Origin of the sequence: Sphingomonas sp., assembly GCF_036387535.1 — a bacterium.
Lineage (GTDB): Bacteria > Pseudomonadota > Alphaproteobacteria > Sphingomonadales > Sphingomonadaceae > Sphingomonas_R.
This window is the reverse complement of sequence record NZ_DASVTO010000162.1, coordinates 1-15,584: the sequence shown is the minus strand read 5'-3', so window position 1 is coordinate 15,584 and position 15,584 is coordinate 1. Positions and strand designations below refer to the sequence as shown.

Genomic DNA, 15,584 nt, shown 5'->3' with positions numbered 1-15,584 from the left:
CCCGCCTGTTCCGCTATCACAAGCCCGCCGGCCTGCTGACCGCGGAACGTGATCCCAAGGGACGGCCGACCATCTATGACAAGCTGCCGACCGATCTGCCGCGGTTGGTCCCGGTCGGGCGGCTCGATCTGAATACCGAAGGGCTGCTGCTGCTCACCACCGATGGCGGATTGAAACGCCAGCTCGAACTTCCCGCCACCGGTGTCGAACGCACCTACCGCGCGCGCGTATTCGGCGACATCAGCCAGGCGCAGCTGGAGGAGTTGATCCACGGGATCGAGATCGAAGGTATCCGCTACGGCGCGATCGATGCCAATCTCGAACGTCGCACCGGCCGCAACGGCTGGGTCGAAATGCGGCTGCGCGAGGGCAAGAATCGTGAGGTTCGGCGCGTTCTCGAACATCTGGGCGTGCAGGTCAGCCGCCTGATCCGCACCAGCTACGGCCCCTTCCCGCTCGCCGACCTGCCACCCGGCTATGTCGATGAAATCCCGCAGCACGAACTGGTCGCGTTCCGGAAGACGCTGAAGGACTGAGGCTTTATCCCGTCCGCTTATCCTGGGTAGGGGCTCAGCGCAGTCGAAGCTGCGTGTCGAAGGATCATCCCCACGGCGGCTTCGATACGGGTCTTCGCCTGCGCTCAGCCCCTACTCGGCATGAGCGGTCTGGTTCATAGATTTTACCTCCAACATTCGGACCCATCACCATGCGTATCATCGCCGGCACCTGGCGCGGCCGCCCTTTGCAATCCCCACCGGGCGACGACACGCGCCCCACGTCCGATCGCACGCGCGAGGCGCTGTTCTCGATGCTGGCCAGCCGCTTCGGCAGTTTCGAAGGCGTCCGCGTGCTCGACCTGTTCGCCGGCACCGGCGCGCTGGGGCTGGAGGCGTTGTCGCGCGGCGCCGCCTATGCGACTTTCGTGGAAAATGACCGGAAAGCGCTCGATGCGCTCAAGGCGAACATCGCCAAGCTGTCCGCCGCCGGTACCACCGATGTCCGCGCACAGGGCGTGGAGGCCTTGGGGCTCCATCACGGCGCCCGCTATGACCTCATCCTGATGGACCCGCCTTATCAGTCCGGCGGCGGCGGTGCGCTTCTCGAACGCCTCGCCCGCCTGAACTGGATCGCGCCGTCCGCCTTGATCTCGGTCGAAACCGCCAAGGCCGAAACCGTCACCGCCAAGGGGTTCGCAATCGACACCGATCGCGTCCACGGCAAGGCGAAGCTGACCCTGCTGCGCTGGACGCAGCCCGACTAGCCGCCCCATCCCGTCGCCCCGGCGAAAGCCGGGGCCTCCCTCAGGTGAAGCGCCTACCCCAAGTCCGAACGAACTACGGCATGCGCCGGAATGACGTGCCCGGCAGGCGAGGCCAACCGGGTCGCCTCTCAACCCGCTTGCCCCCACGCACACCGTTCCCTACCTGTTCACGGGTGACTCAACCGCTCTCCGCCCCGACTCTCGAACCCGCCTATCTGCGCGGCCTCAACCCGCCACAGCGGCAGGCAGTTCTCACCACCGAAGGTCCGGTGCTTGTTCTCGCCGGCGCCGGGACCGGCAAGACCTCCGCGCTCACTGCACGGCTTGCGCATCTCGTCGCCACCCGCAAGGCGTGGCCGTCCGAGATCCTGGCCGTCACCTTCACCAACAAGGCGGCGCGCGAGATGCGCGAACGGATCGGCCGGATCCTGGGCGATGGGGTGGAAGGCATGCCGTGGCTCGGCACCTTCCATTCCATCGCCGCCAAGATGCTGCGCCGCCATGCCGAACTGGTCGGGCTGCAATCGAACTTCACCATTCTCGATACGGACGATCAGTTGCGGCTGCTCAAGCAACTGATCGTCGCCGCGGAGATTGACGAGAAACGCTGGACCGCACGGCTGCTGGCCGGGTTGATCGACCGTTGGAAGAATCGCGGTTGGGTGCCGGGTGACATCGATGCGGCGGAGTCGGAAGCCTTTGCCAACGGCCGCGGCGGCGAACTCTATGCGGCATACCAGGCGCGGTTGCGTGCGGTGAACGCCTGTGATTTCGGCGACCTGCTGCTCCACATGCTCGTCATCCTGAAGACCCACCGCGACGTGCTGGACCTGTATCAGAATCGCTTCAAATATGTGCTGGTCGACGAATATCAGGATACGAACAGCAGCCAGTATCTCTGGCTGAGGCTGCTTGCGCAGACTCGCCGAAATATCTGCTGCGTCGGCGACGATGACCAGTCGATCTATAGCTGGCGCGGGGCGCAGGTCGAAAACATCCTGAAGTTCGAGAAGGATTTTCCCGGTGCCGTCATCATCCGGCTCGAACAGAATTACCGGTCGACGCCGCACATCCTGGCCGCCGCGTCCGGCGTGATCGCGCATAATGGCGGGCGGCTCGGCAAGACGTTGTGGACCGATGCCGACGAGGGCGAGAAGGTCCAGGTCGTCGGCGTGTGGGACGGACCGGAGGAAGCCCGCCGGATCGCGGATGACATCGAAGGCCATCAGCGCCGTGGCGGCACGCTGGACCAGGTCGCGATCCTTGTCCGGGCGCAATTTCAGACCCGCGAGCTGGAAGACCGGTTCATCGCGATCGGCATGCCCTATCGCATCGTCGGCGGCTTCCGCTTCTATGAACGCGCGGAAATCCGCGATGCGCTGGCCTATCTGCGCGTCATCAGCCAGCCGGCGGACGATCTGGCGTTCGAACGGATCGTCAACGTGCCCAAGCGCGGCCTGGGCGACAAGGCCGTGGCGAAGATCCATATGGTCGCCCGCGCGCAGGGACTGCCGCTCAGCCACGCCGCCGCGCGCCTGCTCGATACCGACGAACTGACCGGGGCGGCGCGCAAGTCGCTCGGCAATCTGGTCGGCGATATCGCCCGCTGGCGCGATCGGCTGGGGCAACTGGGCCATGCCGAACTGGCGCGCCAGATGCTGGACGAAAGCGGCTACACCGCCATGCTGCAGGCCGATCGATCGGCGGAGGCGGCGGGCCGCCTGGAAAATCTGACCGAACTCGCCCGTGCGATGGAGGAATATGAGACGCTGTCCGCATTCCTGGAACATGTCAGCCTGGTGATGGACAACGACGCCGCCGCCGATGAGGCCAAGGTGACGATCATGACCATCCACGCCGCCAAGGGCCTGGAATATGACACCGTGTTCCTCGCCGGGTGGGAAGAAGGCGTGTTCCCGTCGCAACGTGCGGTCGATGAGGGCGGCACCGCCGCCGTCGAGGAGGAACGGCGGCTGGCCTATGTCGCGATCACCCGCGCCCGCCGGCGGTGCACCATCTTCCACGCGGCCAATCGCCGCATCTATGGGCAATGGACCTCGTCCATTCCGTCGCGGTTCGTGGGTGAACTGCCTTCGGACCATGTCGACCAGGAAACCACCATGGCCGGCGGCGAGTCGCTATGGCGCGCACAATGGTCCGAACATCAGGATCCGTTCGCGCATCTCGGCCGGTCCGAGGGGCGCGGCCCAGGGTGGCAACGGGCGGCCGCCACCGGTGTCGACCTGCGCCCCGCCCGCGTCGTGGAGGCACGTACATCACCGACCAGCTTCGCCGCAAAACCGCGCAGCGACATCGCGGTGGGGCAGCGCGTGTTTCACACCAAGTTCGGCTATGGCGCGATCGCGGAGATCGAGGGCAACAAGCTCGACATCGATTTCGAGCTGTCGGGCCGCAAACGCGTGCTGGACAGCTTCATCCAGCCGGCCTGACGGGGCGATGCGACGCCCTGACGATCGATCAGGGCGCCTGCTTGGCCTTCGTATAGGGAATGAAATCCTCCAGGATCACGAAGCCGGACTGCATCCGCGTACCCCGGTCGATCAGCCTGACCGAATCGATCCGGCAGAGTTGCCCACCGTATAGCGTCGTCACCGGGATCGTGTCCCACCGCAGCCAGTTCTTGCCCGACTTCGGCACGTTCAGATATTTGCGCCGGCCACTGTAATTATACAGGATGCCGACGCCCGGGATGATCTCGCTCGACCGCACCAGGCCGTAATCGATGCACCGTACCGGCGTTCCGGCGGTGTAGCCGGCCAATTCCTTGTCGAGTCGTTGTTGCCCGGTCAACGCCGGCCGCGAGAGCGCCGGACCGGCGATGGCGGCAGCGATCAGCGCCGCACCGCCCAGCATGAAAGCTTTCATCTGTCTCACCTTACGCATGATTTTCATCCTTCTGGCCCATGCCCGCTGAACCCGCGATGAGCGCCTTGGCTGCATCGAAGCCCAAGCCCAGCTTTGCCGGGATCAAGCAATCGCCGATTGTTTCCGCGCCCGGCCCCGCCCATCTCCGCCGCATGGCAAGTCTCCTCGATCCTGCGGCACGCGGCCGTGTCATCCTCGTCGGTGCCGGACCCGGCGATCCGGGCCTGCTGACGCTGCGCGCGGTCGATGCGCTGCGACAGGCGGACGTGGTCGTGCATGACGGGCTGATCGATCCGCGCGTGCTCGACCATGCACCGGCCGGCGCCCAACGGATTTCGGTGGCCAAGCAACGCAGCCGCCACACCGTGCCGCAGGACGGGATCAACGCCCTGATCGTCGCCCATGTCCGCGCTGGCAGCATCGTGGTGCGGTTGAAGGGCGGCGATCCGTTCGTGTTCGGGCGCGGCGGCGAAGAGGTGGAGGCGGTGCGCGCCGCCGGTCTCCGGGTGGAGGTCATTCCCGGCGTCTCGGCGGCCCTTGGCTGCGCAGCGGAAGCAATGCTGCCGCTCACCCACCGGGATTGGTCGTCCGCGGTCAGCTTCGTCGCGGGCCAGTGCAAGGGGCTGTCGGATCAGGACTGGTCCGGACTGGCGGGCGCCGGCCGGACGCTCGTCATCTACATGGGCATCGCCAACGCTGCGGCGATCGCCGACAAGTTGATGGCGGACGGCGTGTCGCCCGGCATGCCGGTGGCCGTGCTGGAACGCGGCACGCTGGACGGGTCGCGTGCGCTGCGCACGCTGCTGGCGGACCTGGGCGACATGACGGCACGCGAACAGGTGCGGAGCCCGGCGATCATCGTCGTCGGACAGGTGGTGCTGCTATCCGACGCCGATAACCGGCTCCACAAGATCGCCGCCCAAGCCGAGGCTTTTGCATGAAAATCCTGACTGGCCAGAATCTCGCATCCGGTGACGTCGTCTGGTGGACCGGCGACGGCTGGTCGCTGCATCTGTTCGATGCGGTCGATGTCGGCGCAGACGGCGATGCGATCGCGGCGGCGGAGGAAAAGGCGCTGCGCGTCAACGTGCCCTATGTCATCGACGCCGACATGACGTCCGACGGCCCGATGCCCGCGCATATCAAGGATCGCATCCGCGCCGCGGGCCCGACCGTCCACCCCGCCTTCGGCATCCACCCCGAAATCCCGATCCTGAAGACGCGTGCGGCGCATCAATCGAACGCCGACGCCCCGTCCGAAGCGAAGGCCCGCTGACATGTATCGATACGACACTTACGACCAGACCCTGGTCGATGCGCGCGTGGCCGACTTCCGCGATCAGGTTGCCCGCCGCCTGTCGGGTGAGATGACAGAAGACCAGTTCAAGCCGCTCCGGCTGATGAACGGCCTGTATCTGCAGCTCCATGCCTACATGCTGCGCGTCGCCATCCCCTATGGCACGCTCGACAGCCGGCAACTCCGCACGCTGGCCGACATCGCGCGCCGCTACGACCGCGGCTATGGCCATTTCACCACGCGCCAGAACCTCCAGTTCAACTGGATCAAGCTGGAAGACACGCCGGAAATCCTGGAAAAACTTGCGACCGTCGAGATGCACGCCATCCAGACCTCCGGCAACTGCATCCGCAACATCTCGTCCGATCAATATGCCGGCGCCGCCGCGGACGAGGTCGGCGATCCGCGGCCCTGGGCCGAACTGCTCCGGCAGTGGTCCAGCTTTCATCCGGAATTCAGCTACTTGCCGCGCAAGTTCAAAATCGCTGTCATCGGTGCCGAACAGGACCGTGCCGCGATCCAGTTGCATGATATCGGGCTGCAACTGCGCCGCGACGACGCCGGCGAACTTGGTTTCCGGGTACTGGTCGGCGGCGGCATGGGCCGTACCCCGATGATCGGCCATGTCGTCCGCGATTTCGTGCCGACCCACGATCTGCTCAGCTATGTCGAGGCCTGCCTGCGGGTCTACAACCGCTACGGGCGCCGCGACAATATCTACAAGGCGCGGATCAAGATCCTCGTCCACGAACTCGGCGCGGAGGAATATGCCCGCCAGGTGGAAGAGGAATGGGCGCATGTGAAGACGCTCGGGCTCGATCCGCCGCAGGCCGAATATGACCGGATCGCCGCCTTTTTCGCGCCGCCGCCGTTCGAATCCGGTTTGCCGACGGCGATCGACCGCAGCGATCCGGATTTCGCGCATTGGGTCGACCAGAATGTCGCCGCGCACAAGCAGGATGGCTATGCGATCGTCACGATCAGCCTGAAGCCGACCGGCGGGATCCCCGGCGACGCCACCGCGGACCAGATGGACCTGATCGCCGATCTGGCGGAACGCTACGGCTTCGATGAACTGCGCGTCACCCATGCCCAGAACATCGTCCTCCCCCATGTCGCAAGGCGTGACCTTCGTGACCTTTGGGATGCGCTGGCCGCCGCCGGTCTCGCCACCGCCAATCTCGATCTGGTAACCGACATCATCGCCTGCCCCGGCCTCGATTATTGCAGCCTCGCCAACGCCCGCTCGATCCCGGTCGCGCAAAAGATCACGGAACGCTTCGCCGATCCCGATCGCCAGCGCGATATCGGCGAACTGAAGCTGAAGATCAGCGGCTGCATCAACGCCTGCGGCCACCATCACGCCGGCCACATCGGCATCCTCGGCGTCGATCGGAAAGGTGAGGAAAATTATCAGCTCTCCTTCGGCGGCTCCGCGGCGGAGGACACCAGCATCGCCCGCATCATCGGCCCCGGTTTTTCCGAGGACGGCGTGGTCGACGCGGTGGAAAAAGCCGTGGAAACCTATCGCGGCCTGCGCGAACCCGGCGAACGCTTCCTCGACACCTATCGCCGCGTCGGCCTCCAGCCCTTCAAGGAGGCGATCTATGGATGATCCCCTGTCTTCCCAAGCCTATCGTCATCCCGGCGCAGGCCGGGATCTCCCTGCGGCGGGCTTCTACCCGGCCACCAGAGATGCAAGTCTGCGCCGGGATGACGCGGCGAATGGACTGCGGGGCCGGTCATGATCCGCTTCCGTACCGACGCCCCCCCGCAATCTCCCCCCGTCCCGCTCGCGGATTTCCTGGGGGCAAGCAACGCCACCGCCGTCCGGCTGGAACCCGCCGACGACGCGCGCGCGCTGCTGCCGCATCTCGGTCGCCTGTCGTTGATTGAAGTCGCCTTCCCCAAATATCGCGACGGCCGCGGCTACAGCGCCGGCCGCATCCTGCGCGAGGCCGGCTACATGGGCGAACTGCGCGCGCAGGGTGACGTGCTGGTCGACCAGCTCCCGCTGATGCGCCGCTGCGGCTATGACAGCTTCGCGCCCGACGCCCCGATCGACGACGCCGCGCTCACCCGCGCGCTCGATCGTTATCCGGACGTCTATCAAAAGGCCGCCGATGGCCGTGCGCCCGTATGGGCGCTACGTCATGGCTGAACCCGCGCGCAGCATCGACCTGATCGACACCGGTCCCGTCTTCAACGCCGCGGACATAGCCGCGCTGAACGCGCGTTACGATGTCGTTTCCACCGCGGACATGCTGTGCGACCTGCTCACCGGCGACCTTGCCGGGCGGATCGCGCTGGTCTCCTCCTTCGGCGCCGAATCGGCGGTGCTGCTCCACCTGGTGGCGCAGATCGACCGCAATGTGCCGCTGATCTTCACCAACACCCAGAAGATGTTCGGCGAAACCCTCGCCTATCGCGACACGCTCGCGGAACAGCTCGGCTTCACCGACCTGCGCGTCTATCGCCCGGATCCCGCCCTGTTGAGCGCGCGCGATGCGACGGGGCTACGCTGGTCCTACGATCCCGATGGCTGTTGCGAAATCCGCAAGGTCGAACCGCTCGCCCGCGCGCTTCGCGGGTTCGACGCATGGATCAGCGGGCGGAAGGGGTTCCAGGCCAAGACCCGCACCGCGCTTCCGCGATTCGAACTGGACGAGACCGATGGCCATGGCCGGTTGAAGATCAATCCGCTCGCCAGTTGGACCAAGCCGGATCTCGACGCCTATTTCAGCGAGCACAAGCTGCCCCGTCATCCTCTGGTCGAACAGGGCTATCTCTCGATCGGCTGCCAACCCTGCACCAGCAAGGTCCGCCCAGGCGAAGACCCCCGCGCCGGCCGCTGGCGCGGCTGGGACAAGATGGAATGCGGCATCCACGTCAGCGAGAAACCCGGCGAAGAACCAGCGTTCTGACGCTCGCAACCCGCGGGAGAGACGTTGATCACTCTTCCAGCGACCGATAGCTCTCGTCCGCAAGATCCGAGAATCGCGTGATCTTGCTCTCGAACTTCAACGTCACCGTGCCGGTGGCGCCGTGGCGCTGCTTGGCGATCACCAGCTCGGCCCGCCCATGCGCCTCGGCCATCTTGCGCTGCCAATCCTCGAATTCCGCCACCGACGCCAGGCTGTCGCCCTCATGCGCACTCGCTTCCTTCGGCTTGGCGAAGTTGATGTAATATTCCTCGCGGTACACGAACCACACCATGTCGGCATCCTGCTCGATCGACCCAGACTCGCGCAGGTCGGACAGCATCGGACGCTTGTTCTCGCGGCTTTCGACAGCACGGCTCAGCTGCGATAACGCGATGACGGGAACATGAAGTTCCTTGGCCAAGGTCTTCAAACCTCGGCTGATTTCCGAAATTTCCTGCACCCGGTTGCCGTCGCTCGACTTGCCCGATCCCTGCAACAGCTGCAGATAATCGACCACGATCAGGTTGATGCCGCGCTGCCGCTTCAACCGCCGCGCACGCGTCCGCAGCGCGGCGATCGTCAGGCCGGGCGTGTCGTCGATATACAGCGGCAGATTTTCCAGCTCGGCCGCCGCGCGCGCCAGGTTCCGGAAATCCTGTTGGCTGATCTTGCCCATGCGCAGATTTTCCGAACTGATCCCGGATTGTTCGGACAGGATGCGCGTCGCCAGCTGGTCCGAAGACATCTCCAGACTGAAGAACGCCACCGCCGCGCCGACCGACTTGGCATCCTCGATCCCGTCGGCGCGGTCGCGCACCAGCCGCATCGCCGCATTGAACGCGATGTTGGTCGCCAGCGACGTCTTGCCCATGCCCGGCCGCCCGGCCAAGATGATGAGATCGGACCGGTGCAGGCCGCCCATCTTGCTGTTCACGCTGTCCAGCCCGGTGGTGATGCCCGACAGATGTCCGCCCGATTGCAGCGCGCGTTCCGCCGTCTCGATGGCCATCCGCGTCGCCTGTGCGAACGTCTTGACCGATCCCTGTTCGCCGCCCTCCTCCGCCACCTTGTAGAGCGCGGTTTCGGCACTCTCGATCTGCCCTTTGGGGTCGACCGACTCGCTGGTGTCGAACGCCGTTTCCACCATGTCGCGCCCGACTCCGATCAGCGCGCGCAGCAGCGCCAGATCATAGATTTGCGCCGCGAAATCCCGCGCTCCGATCAGCGCCGCGCCCGATCCGGTCAGCTGCGCCAGATAGCTCGGTCCGCCAAGCTCGCGCATCTGGACGTCGGCGTCGAACAATGGACGCAGGGTCACCGGATTGGCGATCATGTTCTTGTCGACCATCCGGATAATGGCTTCGTAGATGCGGCCATGCACCGATTCGTAGAAATGATCGGGCCGGAGCTTCAGCTGCACATCCTCCAGCAGCCGGTTGTCGATCATCAGCGCGCCCAGCAGCGCGGCCTCCGCCTCGACATTGTGCGGCAGGGTCGGTTCGGCCGCGACCGGCGCGACGGGATAGGGGAAAGCGGTGGCCATCCCTCTTCATCGTCGGTTTCCCCCGCTGCCTCAACCATCCAGCGGCGGACTGCCCACAGCTTTCGACGGACCTGTGGATAATCCGCGGTCGATTGCAGCGGGCGGCGCGCTCGGCTAGGCGCAGGTCCTGCCTATGTCCGATCCGCGCATCATCGCCGTCGACCTCGACGAAAAAAGCATCCTGTGGCGTAACGCGGATGTCGAGCAGGAACGTCGCATCGCGATCTTCGATTTGCTGGAAGGCAATTATTTCAAGCCGCTGCGGCCCTATCCTGAAAATTATGCCGGCCCGTTCCGCATTGCGCTGTCCACCGAGGAAGGGCGGCTGGCGATCGACATCAAGGCGGACAATGGCGAGCGGCTGGAGACGCTGATCCTCGGCATGGCGCGCTTCCGTCGCCCGATCCGCGACTATTTCGCGATCTGCGACAGCTATTTCCAGGCGATCCGTGCCGCCACGCCGCAACAGATCGAAACGGTCGACATGGCCCGCCGCGGGATCCACAATGACGCGGCCGAAATGCTGAAAGAACGACTGGAAGGAAAGATCGAGGTGGATTTCGACACCGCCCGCCGGCTGTTCACGCTGATCTGCGTGCTGCATATCCGTGGTTGAGGTTTCGATGGCGGAGGTCGCCGGTCAGGTGCTGATCGACGCCGCGCGCACCGCCGCCGTCAACGCGCACGCGCCCTATTCGCGGTTCGCGGTCGGCGCGGCGGTGCTGCTCAGCGACGGCACCGTCGTGCCCGGCACCAATTTCGAAAATGCCAGCTACGGCCTGTCACTTTGCGCCGAAACGGTCGCCATCGCTGCGGTCAACGTCGCCGGCCGGCTGGCGGACGTGGTCGCGATCGGTATCATCGGTGGCATGATCCATGCCGGCGGCATCACCGGCACCGGCCCGATCCGCCCCTGTGGCCGCTGTCGCCAGATCCTGAACGAGGCCGCGCAGATCGGCGGCCGCGACATCATGGTCTATTGCGGATCGGCCGAGGGGGACGAGGTCGAACGCCATCATCTGTCTGACCTGCTTCCCTATGCCTTCGGCCCGAAGGATCTGGGGATCGGCATCTGACGTTTCGGGAACCTATACGACATGGCCATTCAATCCGACCGCTGGATCCGCGAACAGGCGGAGCAGCACGGCATGATCGAACCCTTTGTGGAGGCGCAACGTCGCGATGGCTGCATCAGCTACGGCCTGTCCTCCTACGGCTATGACGCGCGCGTCGCGGACGAGTTCAAGATCTTCACCAACGTCCATTCGGTGACGGTCGATCCCAAGAACTTCGACTCGAACAGCTTCGTCGATCGCCGCACCGACTGCTGCATCATCCCGCCCAACAGCTTCGCGCTTGCGCGCACGGTCGAATATTTCCGCGTGCCCAAGGACGTGCTGGTCATCTGCCTCGGCAAATCGACCTATGCCCGCTGCGGCATCATCGTGAACGTCACGCCGCTGGAACCGGGCTGGGAGGGGCATGTCACCCTGGAATTTTCCAACACCACGCCGTTGCCGGCGAAGGTCTACGCCAATGAGGGCGCGTGCCAATTCCTGTTCCTGCAAGGCAACGAACCCTGCGAGGTCAGCTATGCGGACCGTGCCGGCAAATATATGGGACAGCGCGGCGTCACCCTGCCGCGGCTTTGATCCTGCGCCGGGACTGACCACCCATCCGGGTCCGATGAGGGCCGGATGGATCGGCTGGACAGGTTTCCCGGCCCGTCATCGCCGGACCAGGGTCACCTGCGCCACATCGATCCCGCCACCACGAAACCCGCCTTCGCAATACATCAGGTAATAGCGCCACAGCCGCACGAAACGGTCATCGAACCCGGCCGGCAGCCGCCCCTCCGCGACGGCAGCATCGAACCGCCCGCGCCAAATCTTCAGCGTCTCCGCATAATGCAGTCCGAATCCCGTCCGGTCGCGCCATTCCAGCCCCGCTGCCGCCGCGGCTGCGCGAAACCGGCTTTCGGAAATCAGCATGCCGCCGGGAAAGACATAGGTCTGGATGAAATCCGCGCTGGCGGCGTACCGGTCGAAAATGGCATCGTCGATCGCGATATACTGGATCGCGGCGCGCCCGCCCGGCTTCAGCGCGCGTGCGATCGCCCGCATATAGGCCGGCCAATATTCCTGGCCGACCGCCTCGACCATCTCGACGCTGGCGACCGCGTCATAGACGCCCGTTTCCTCGCGATAGTCGCGCAGCACGATTTCGGCATCGCCCGCCAGGCGTGCATCGGCCAAGGCCTTCTGCTCGGCCGACAGCGTCAGCCCCGTCACCACCAGACCATAATCCCGCGCCGCGACCGCGGCCAGGCTCCCCCAGCCGCAACCGATTTCCAGCATCCGGTCTCCGGGTCGCGTCGCCAGCCGATCGAGCAGCGCACCGATCTTGCGCCGCTGCGCCTGTTCCAGCGGCTCGCCCGGCACGCCGAACAGCGCGCTGGAATAGGTCATGCCCGGATCGAGCCACGCCGCGTAGAAATCATTGCCCAGATCATAGTGGAAGGCGATGTTCCGCCGCGATCCCTGTGTGTCGTTCCGCCGCCACGCATGCAGCGCCCGGTTCACGATCCGTCCCCAGCCATGCGCCCGGGCGGTCGCGCCCAATGCGGCGCGGTTGCGCATGAACAGGTCGAACAACGGCACCGGATCGGGACTGGACCATTCACCATCGGCCCAACTGCGATACCAGCCGACCGATCCCGACAGGATCAGCCGCATCAACGGTCGCCAATCGTGCAGCGTCACGATCGCCACCGGTCCGGGCGCCCGTCCGCCCAGCACGCGTTGCCGCCCGTCGGGCAGGGTCGCTTCGATCGCGCCCTCCGCCAGTCCGCGGTCGACCCGGTCCAGCACGCGGTGGAACGCGGGCGCCAACCAACGCGACAACCGCCCGCCCCCGGTCGCAAAACCGCGGTCCGCGCGGACAAGATGGTCGCCCCGACGCGGGGTATCGGCGTTCATCGCGGCTCAGTGGCGATGCCGCGCCCGCGATGCAAGGGGGTCAGACCGCCTTCACCGCCTGCAAGGCACGCTCGCGCGCTTCGCGGTGGCCGACGATCTTGGCGGGGTAGCCGTTCGGGCGGCAGCCGGCTTCCTCCGGATCATGCACCGCATCGCCGGGCACATCCGCCAATTCGGGCACCCAGGCGCGGATATAGTCACCCGCATCGAACTTCGGCGATTGGGTCAGCGGCGCCATGATCCGCCCGAAGGGGTTCGAATCGATGCCGGTGCCCGCGATCCACTGCCAATTGACACTGTTGTTCCCGTAATCGGCGTCGAACAGACAGTCCCAATACCATGCCTCGGCGCGGCGCCAGTCGATCAACAGATGCTTCACGACAAAGCTTGCCGCGATCATGCGCACCCGGTTGTGCATCCATCCCGTCACCCACAACTGGCGCATGCCGGCATCGACGATCGGATATCCGGTCTGCCCGCCTGTCCAGGCGCGGAAATCGGCCTCCGCCGCCTTGCCGGTCCGCCACGGCATCCGGTCATAGATTTCGCGCCCGTTCGCGTCGGCATAGTCGGGCAGGATGTCGATCACGTTGGACGTGAAATCCCGCCAGCCGACCTCGCGTAGATAGGGTTCGGCATCGCCGGCCTTGGCCGCCGCCACCGCATGCCACACCGCCGCCGGTGAAATCTCGCCATGATGCAGATGCGGGGACAGCCGCGACGTCCCCTCCACCGCGGGCCGGTTGCGATCCTGCTCATAAGCGGCGATCCTGCCGGTAAAGGCACGCAGGCGGGCGTGAGCGCCGACCTCGCCCGGGGTCCATTCGTCAAAGCCCGTCGACCAGTCCGGCTGTGTCGGCAGCAGCGCCCAATCGGCCAGCCGATCGGACGCGATCGTCACGCTCGCCCCGGTCAACCCGCGCGGCACGCCGGTTGGCTCCGGCGGCGGCATCCGCTGCCGCAACGCCTTCCAGAACGGCGTGAACATCCGGTACCGCCCGCCCGATCCGGTCCGCACCCGATCCGGATCGTCCAGCAGCATGCCAGGGTGCAGCGTCAGCGTCACCGCTTCGGCCAGTGCTGCCTCCGCCGCCTTCCACCAGGGTTCATAATGATGCACCGCATGGACGGCAGCGGCGCCGGTTTCCTTCGCCAGCGCCGCGATGGTGGTAACCGCATCGCCGCGCCGCAGGATCAGCGGCACGCCGTGTGCATGCAGGTCCGCCGCAAGCGATGTCAGGCTGTGGTGCAGCCACCAGCGCTGCGCGCCGCCGATCGCCCAGGCGCCGGGCGCGGCATCGTCCAGCACATAGACCGCGATCACCGGGCCGGCCGCCGCCGCAGCCGCCAGGGCGGGCTGGTCCGCCAGCCGCAGATCCTGGCGGAACCAGACAAGGACGGGGTCGGTCATGGGCAGCTACTCCGGAAATCTGCGGCGGAAACGTCTCGGCATGCCGCTTCTGTTCGCGCGCACGCATCGGCCAACGCCAGCATCGATGCGACGTGCCGCCCCGCCACCGCCAGCCGATCATGGCCATAGCCGCCACCCATCGTGCTGGCGACCGCGATCCCCCGCTGCCGCGCCACGCGCATGACATAGCGGTCACGCGTATCCAGGCCGGCATCGCTCAGCGCCAGCCGCCCCAGCCGATCATCGCGGTGCGGATCGACTCCGCCCTGATACAGGATCAGGTCGGGCCGGAAATCGTCGAGCACGCGCGGCAGGTGGGCGGCCACCACAGCCAGATAGGCCGCGTCCTCCACGCCGTCCGGCAGGGCGATGTCCAGTGTCGACTCCGCCTTGCGCACTGGAAAATTCTTTGCGGCATGAACCGACAGCGTGAAGATGTCCGGCCGCCCGGCCGTCAACGCCGCGGTCCCGTCGCCCTGATGCACATCCAGGTCCAGGATCAGGATCCGCGCGGCATCCCTCTCCGCCAACAGCCGGTTGGCGGCGATGACCAGATCGTTGAATACGCAATAACCCGCGCCGGTATCGTACAGCGCATGGTGGCTCCCGCCCGCGGCATTGGCGGCGTGGCCCAGCCGCAGCGCCAGCTTCGCCGCCAGCCAGGTTCCCCCGGGGGACAACAGCGCGCGGCGCGCCACCGACCCCGTCACCGCGAACCCGATCCGCCGGCTCTTGTCGCGCGGCACGGTGCAGTCGATCACCTCTGCGACATAGGCTGGCGCATGCACCGCCTCCACCCAGTGGCGCGGCATCGCCTGCGGTTCATGAACGACATGCGCATCCCCGCGCTCAGCCAGCAATTCCATGACCAGCCCATATTTGTCGAACGCGTACGGCGATCCCGGCGGGGGTGGCGAAACATAGGCCGGGTGGTGGACGACATGCAGCATCTGGTCGTAGGTAGGCGCGCCCCCGCCCGGAGAGAAGTGCATGACCGATCCGACCGAACCCTATGTCCGGCCCGACGTGCGGGCCTTTCTCGATTACATCAATGCGCTTCCCGGTCCGGCCAGCCACGAAGTCGGAGCGGTCGAGGCGCGACGGATGATGCGCACCTCGCGATCGCTGGTCGATGCCGATGTCGGCGAACTGGCGGTCCTGCGCGACCTGTCCTGCCCCGGCCCCGATGGCGGCACGATCCCGCTGCGGCTCTACGATGCGCGCACCGATCGCGCACCCGGCCCGGTCCTGGTGTTCTTCCATGGTGGCGGGTTCGTAATCGGC

General features: G+C 66.0%; 16 protein-coding genes and 1 pseudogene. 12 read left to right on the top strand and 5 right to left on the bottom strand.

Annotation, left to right across the window (positions count from 1 at the left end):
• The 3 genes from VF649_RS15005 to VF649_RS14995 form a co-directional block, all read left to right on the top strand.
• Nucleotides 1–536: pseudouridine synthase (locus tag VF649_RS15005; RefSeq protein ID WP_331012762.1), on the top strand; the 536-nt coding region annotated here is incomplete at its 5' end.
• 170 nt (nt 537–706) lie between these two features.
• Complete coding sequence (gene rsmD, locus VF649_RS15000; protein ID WP_331012761.1) at nt 707–1,261, top strand: 16S rRNA (guanine(966)-N(2))-methyltransferase RsmD; 555 nt, start codon at nt 707–709, stop codon at nt 1,259–1,261.
• Nucleotides 1,262–1,341: 80 nt separating this feature from the next.
• The gene (locus tag VF649_RS14995; RefSeq protein ID WP_414713693.1) at nt 1,342–3,711 is read left to right on the top strand and encodes an ATP-dependent helicase; all 2,370 of its coding nucleotides are present in this window, start codon (nt 1,342–1,344) and stop codon (nt 3,709–3,711) included.
• A 28-nt stretch (nt 3,712–3,739) separates the two neighbouring features.
• Here the strand turns inward: VF649_RS14995 and VF649_RS14990 are convergent, their stop codons facing one another.
• A complete protein-coding gene (locus VF649_RS14990; protein WP_331012759.1) occupies nt 3,740–4,165 on the bottom strand; it encodes a hypothetical protein in 426 nt (141 codons plus the stop codon).
• Between the two features lie 134 nt (nt 4,166–4,299).
• Here VF649_RS14990 and cobA point away from each other — a divergent pair, with 134 nt between their 5' ends.
• From cobA to VF649_RS14965, 5 genes are all read left to right on the top strand, one after another.
• Nucleotides 4,300–5,088, top strand: a complete 789-nt coding sequence (cobA, locus tag VF649_RS14985) for a uroporphyrinogen-III C-methyltransferase (protein WP_331012758.1) — start codon at nt 4,300–4,302, stop codon at nt 5,086–5,088.
• Complete coding sequence (locus VF649_RS14980) at nt 5,085–5,423, top strand: DUF2849 domain-containing protein (RefSeq protein ID WP_331012757.1); 339 nt, start codon at nt 5,085–5,087, stop codon at nt 5,421–5,423. The genes cobA and VF649_RS14980 overlap by 4 nt, the downstream gene beginning before the upstream one ends.
• Nucleotide 5,424: 1 nt before the next feature.
• Entirely contained in the window at nt 5,425–7,059 is a 1,635-nt protein-coding gene (locus VF649_RS14975; protein WP_331012756.1) for a nitrite/sulfite reductase, read from the top strand.
• Nucleotides 7,060–7,188: 129 nt separating this feature from the next.
• Nucleotides 7,189–7,605, top strand: a complete 417-nt coding sequence (locus VF649_RS14970) for a DUF934 domain-containing protein (protein ID WP_331012755.1) — start codon at nt 7,189–7,191, stop codon at nt 7,603–7,605.
• Nucleotides 7,598–8,368 (top strand): phosphoadenylyl-sulfate reductase, encoded by a 771-nt coding sequence (locus VF649_RS14965; protein ID WP_331012754.1) that lies wholly within the window; start codon nt 7,598–7,600, stop codon nt 8,366–8,368. Before VF649_RS14970 ends, VF649_RS14965 begins: the two co-directional genes overlap by 8 nt.
• Before the next feature lie 28 nt (nt 8,369–8,396).
• Here VF649_RS14965 and VF649_RS14960 read toward each other — a convergent pair whose 3' ends face one another.
• The gene (locus tag VF649_RS14960) at nt 8,397–9,911 is read right to left on the bottom strand and encodes a replicative DNA helicase (RefSeq protein ID WP_331012753.1); all 1,515 of its coding nucleotides are present in this window, start codon (nt 9,909–9,911) and stop codon (nt 8,397–8,399) included.
• 133 nt (nt 9,912–10,044) lie between these two features.
• On the opposite strand from VF649_RS14960, the gene VF649_RS14955 reads away from it, so the two are divergent.
• Genes VF649_RS14955 through dcd form a run of 3 tightly spaced genes read left to right on the top strand, consistent with a single transcriptional unit; the run spans nt 10,045 to nt 11,563 of the window.
• A complete protein-coding gene (locus VF649_RS14955) occupies nt 10,045–10,527 on the top strand; it encodes a UPF0262 family protein (RefSeq protein ID WP_331012752.1) in 483 nt (160 codons plus the stop codon).
• 7 nt (nt 10,528–10,534) lie between these two features.
• Nucleotides 10,535–10,987, top strand: a complete 453-nt coding sequence (locus tag VF649_RS14950; protein ID WP_331012751.1) for a cytidine deaminase — start codon at nt 10,535–10,537, stop codon at nt 10,985–10,987.
• A gap of 21 nt (nt 10,988–11,008) precedes the next feature.
• Nucleotides 11,009–11,563, top strand: coding sequence for a dCTP deaminase (gene dcd, locus VF649_RS14945; RefSeq protein ID WP_331012750.1), 555 nt, complete (start codon nt 11,009–11,011; stop codon nt 11,561–11,563).
• A 75-nt stretch (nt 11,564–11,638) separates the two neighbouring features.
• Here the strand turns inward: dcd and VF649_RS14940 are convergent, their stop codons facing one another.
• The 3 genes from VF649_RS14940 to VF649_RS14930 are packed head-to-tail and all read right to left on the bottom strand — an operon-like array spanning nt 11,639 to nt 15,250.
• A complete protein-coding gene (locus VF649_RS14940; protein ID WP_331012749.1) occupies nt 11,639–12,889 on the bottom strand; it encodes a cyclopropane-fatty-acyl-phospholipid synthase family protein in 1,251 nt (416 codons plus the stop codon).
• 40 nt (nt 12,890–12,929) lie between these two features.
• On the bottom strand, nt 12,930–14,300 hold the full coding sequence (locus VF649_RS14935) for a deoxyribodipyrimidine photo-lyase (protein WP_331012748.1): 1,371 nt from the start codon (nt 14,298–14,300) through the stop codon (nt 12,930–12,932).
• Nucleotides 14,297–15,250 (bottom strand): histone deacetylase, encoded by a 954-nt coding sequence (locus VF649_RS14930; RefSeq protein WP_331012763.1) that lies wholly within the window; start codon nt 15,248–15,250, stop codon nt 14,297–14,299. The genes VF649_RS14935 and VF649_RS14930 overlap by 4 nt, the downstream gene beginning before the upstream one ends.
• A gap of 40 nt (nt 15,251–15,290) precedes the next feature.
• Between VF649_RS14930 and VF649_RS14925 the strand changes: the two are divergent.
• Nucleotides 15,291–15,584, top strand: a pseudogene (locus VF649_RS14925) (lipase); the annotation flags it as partial.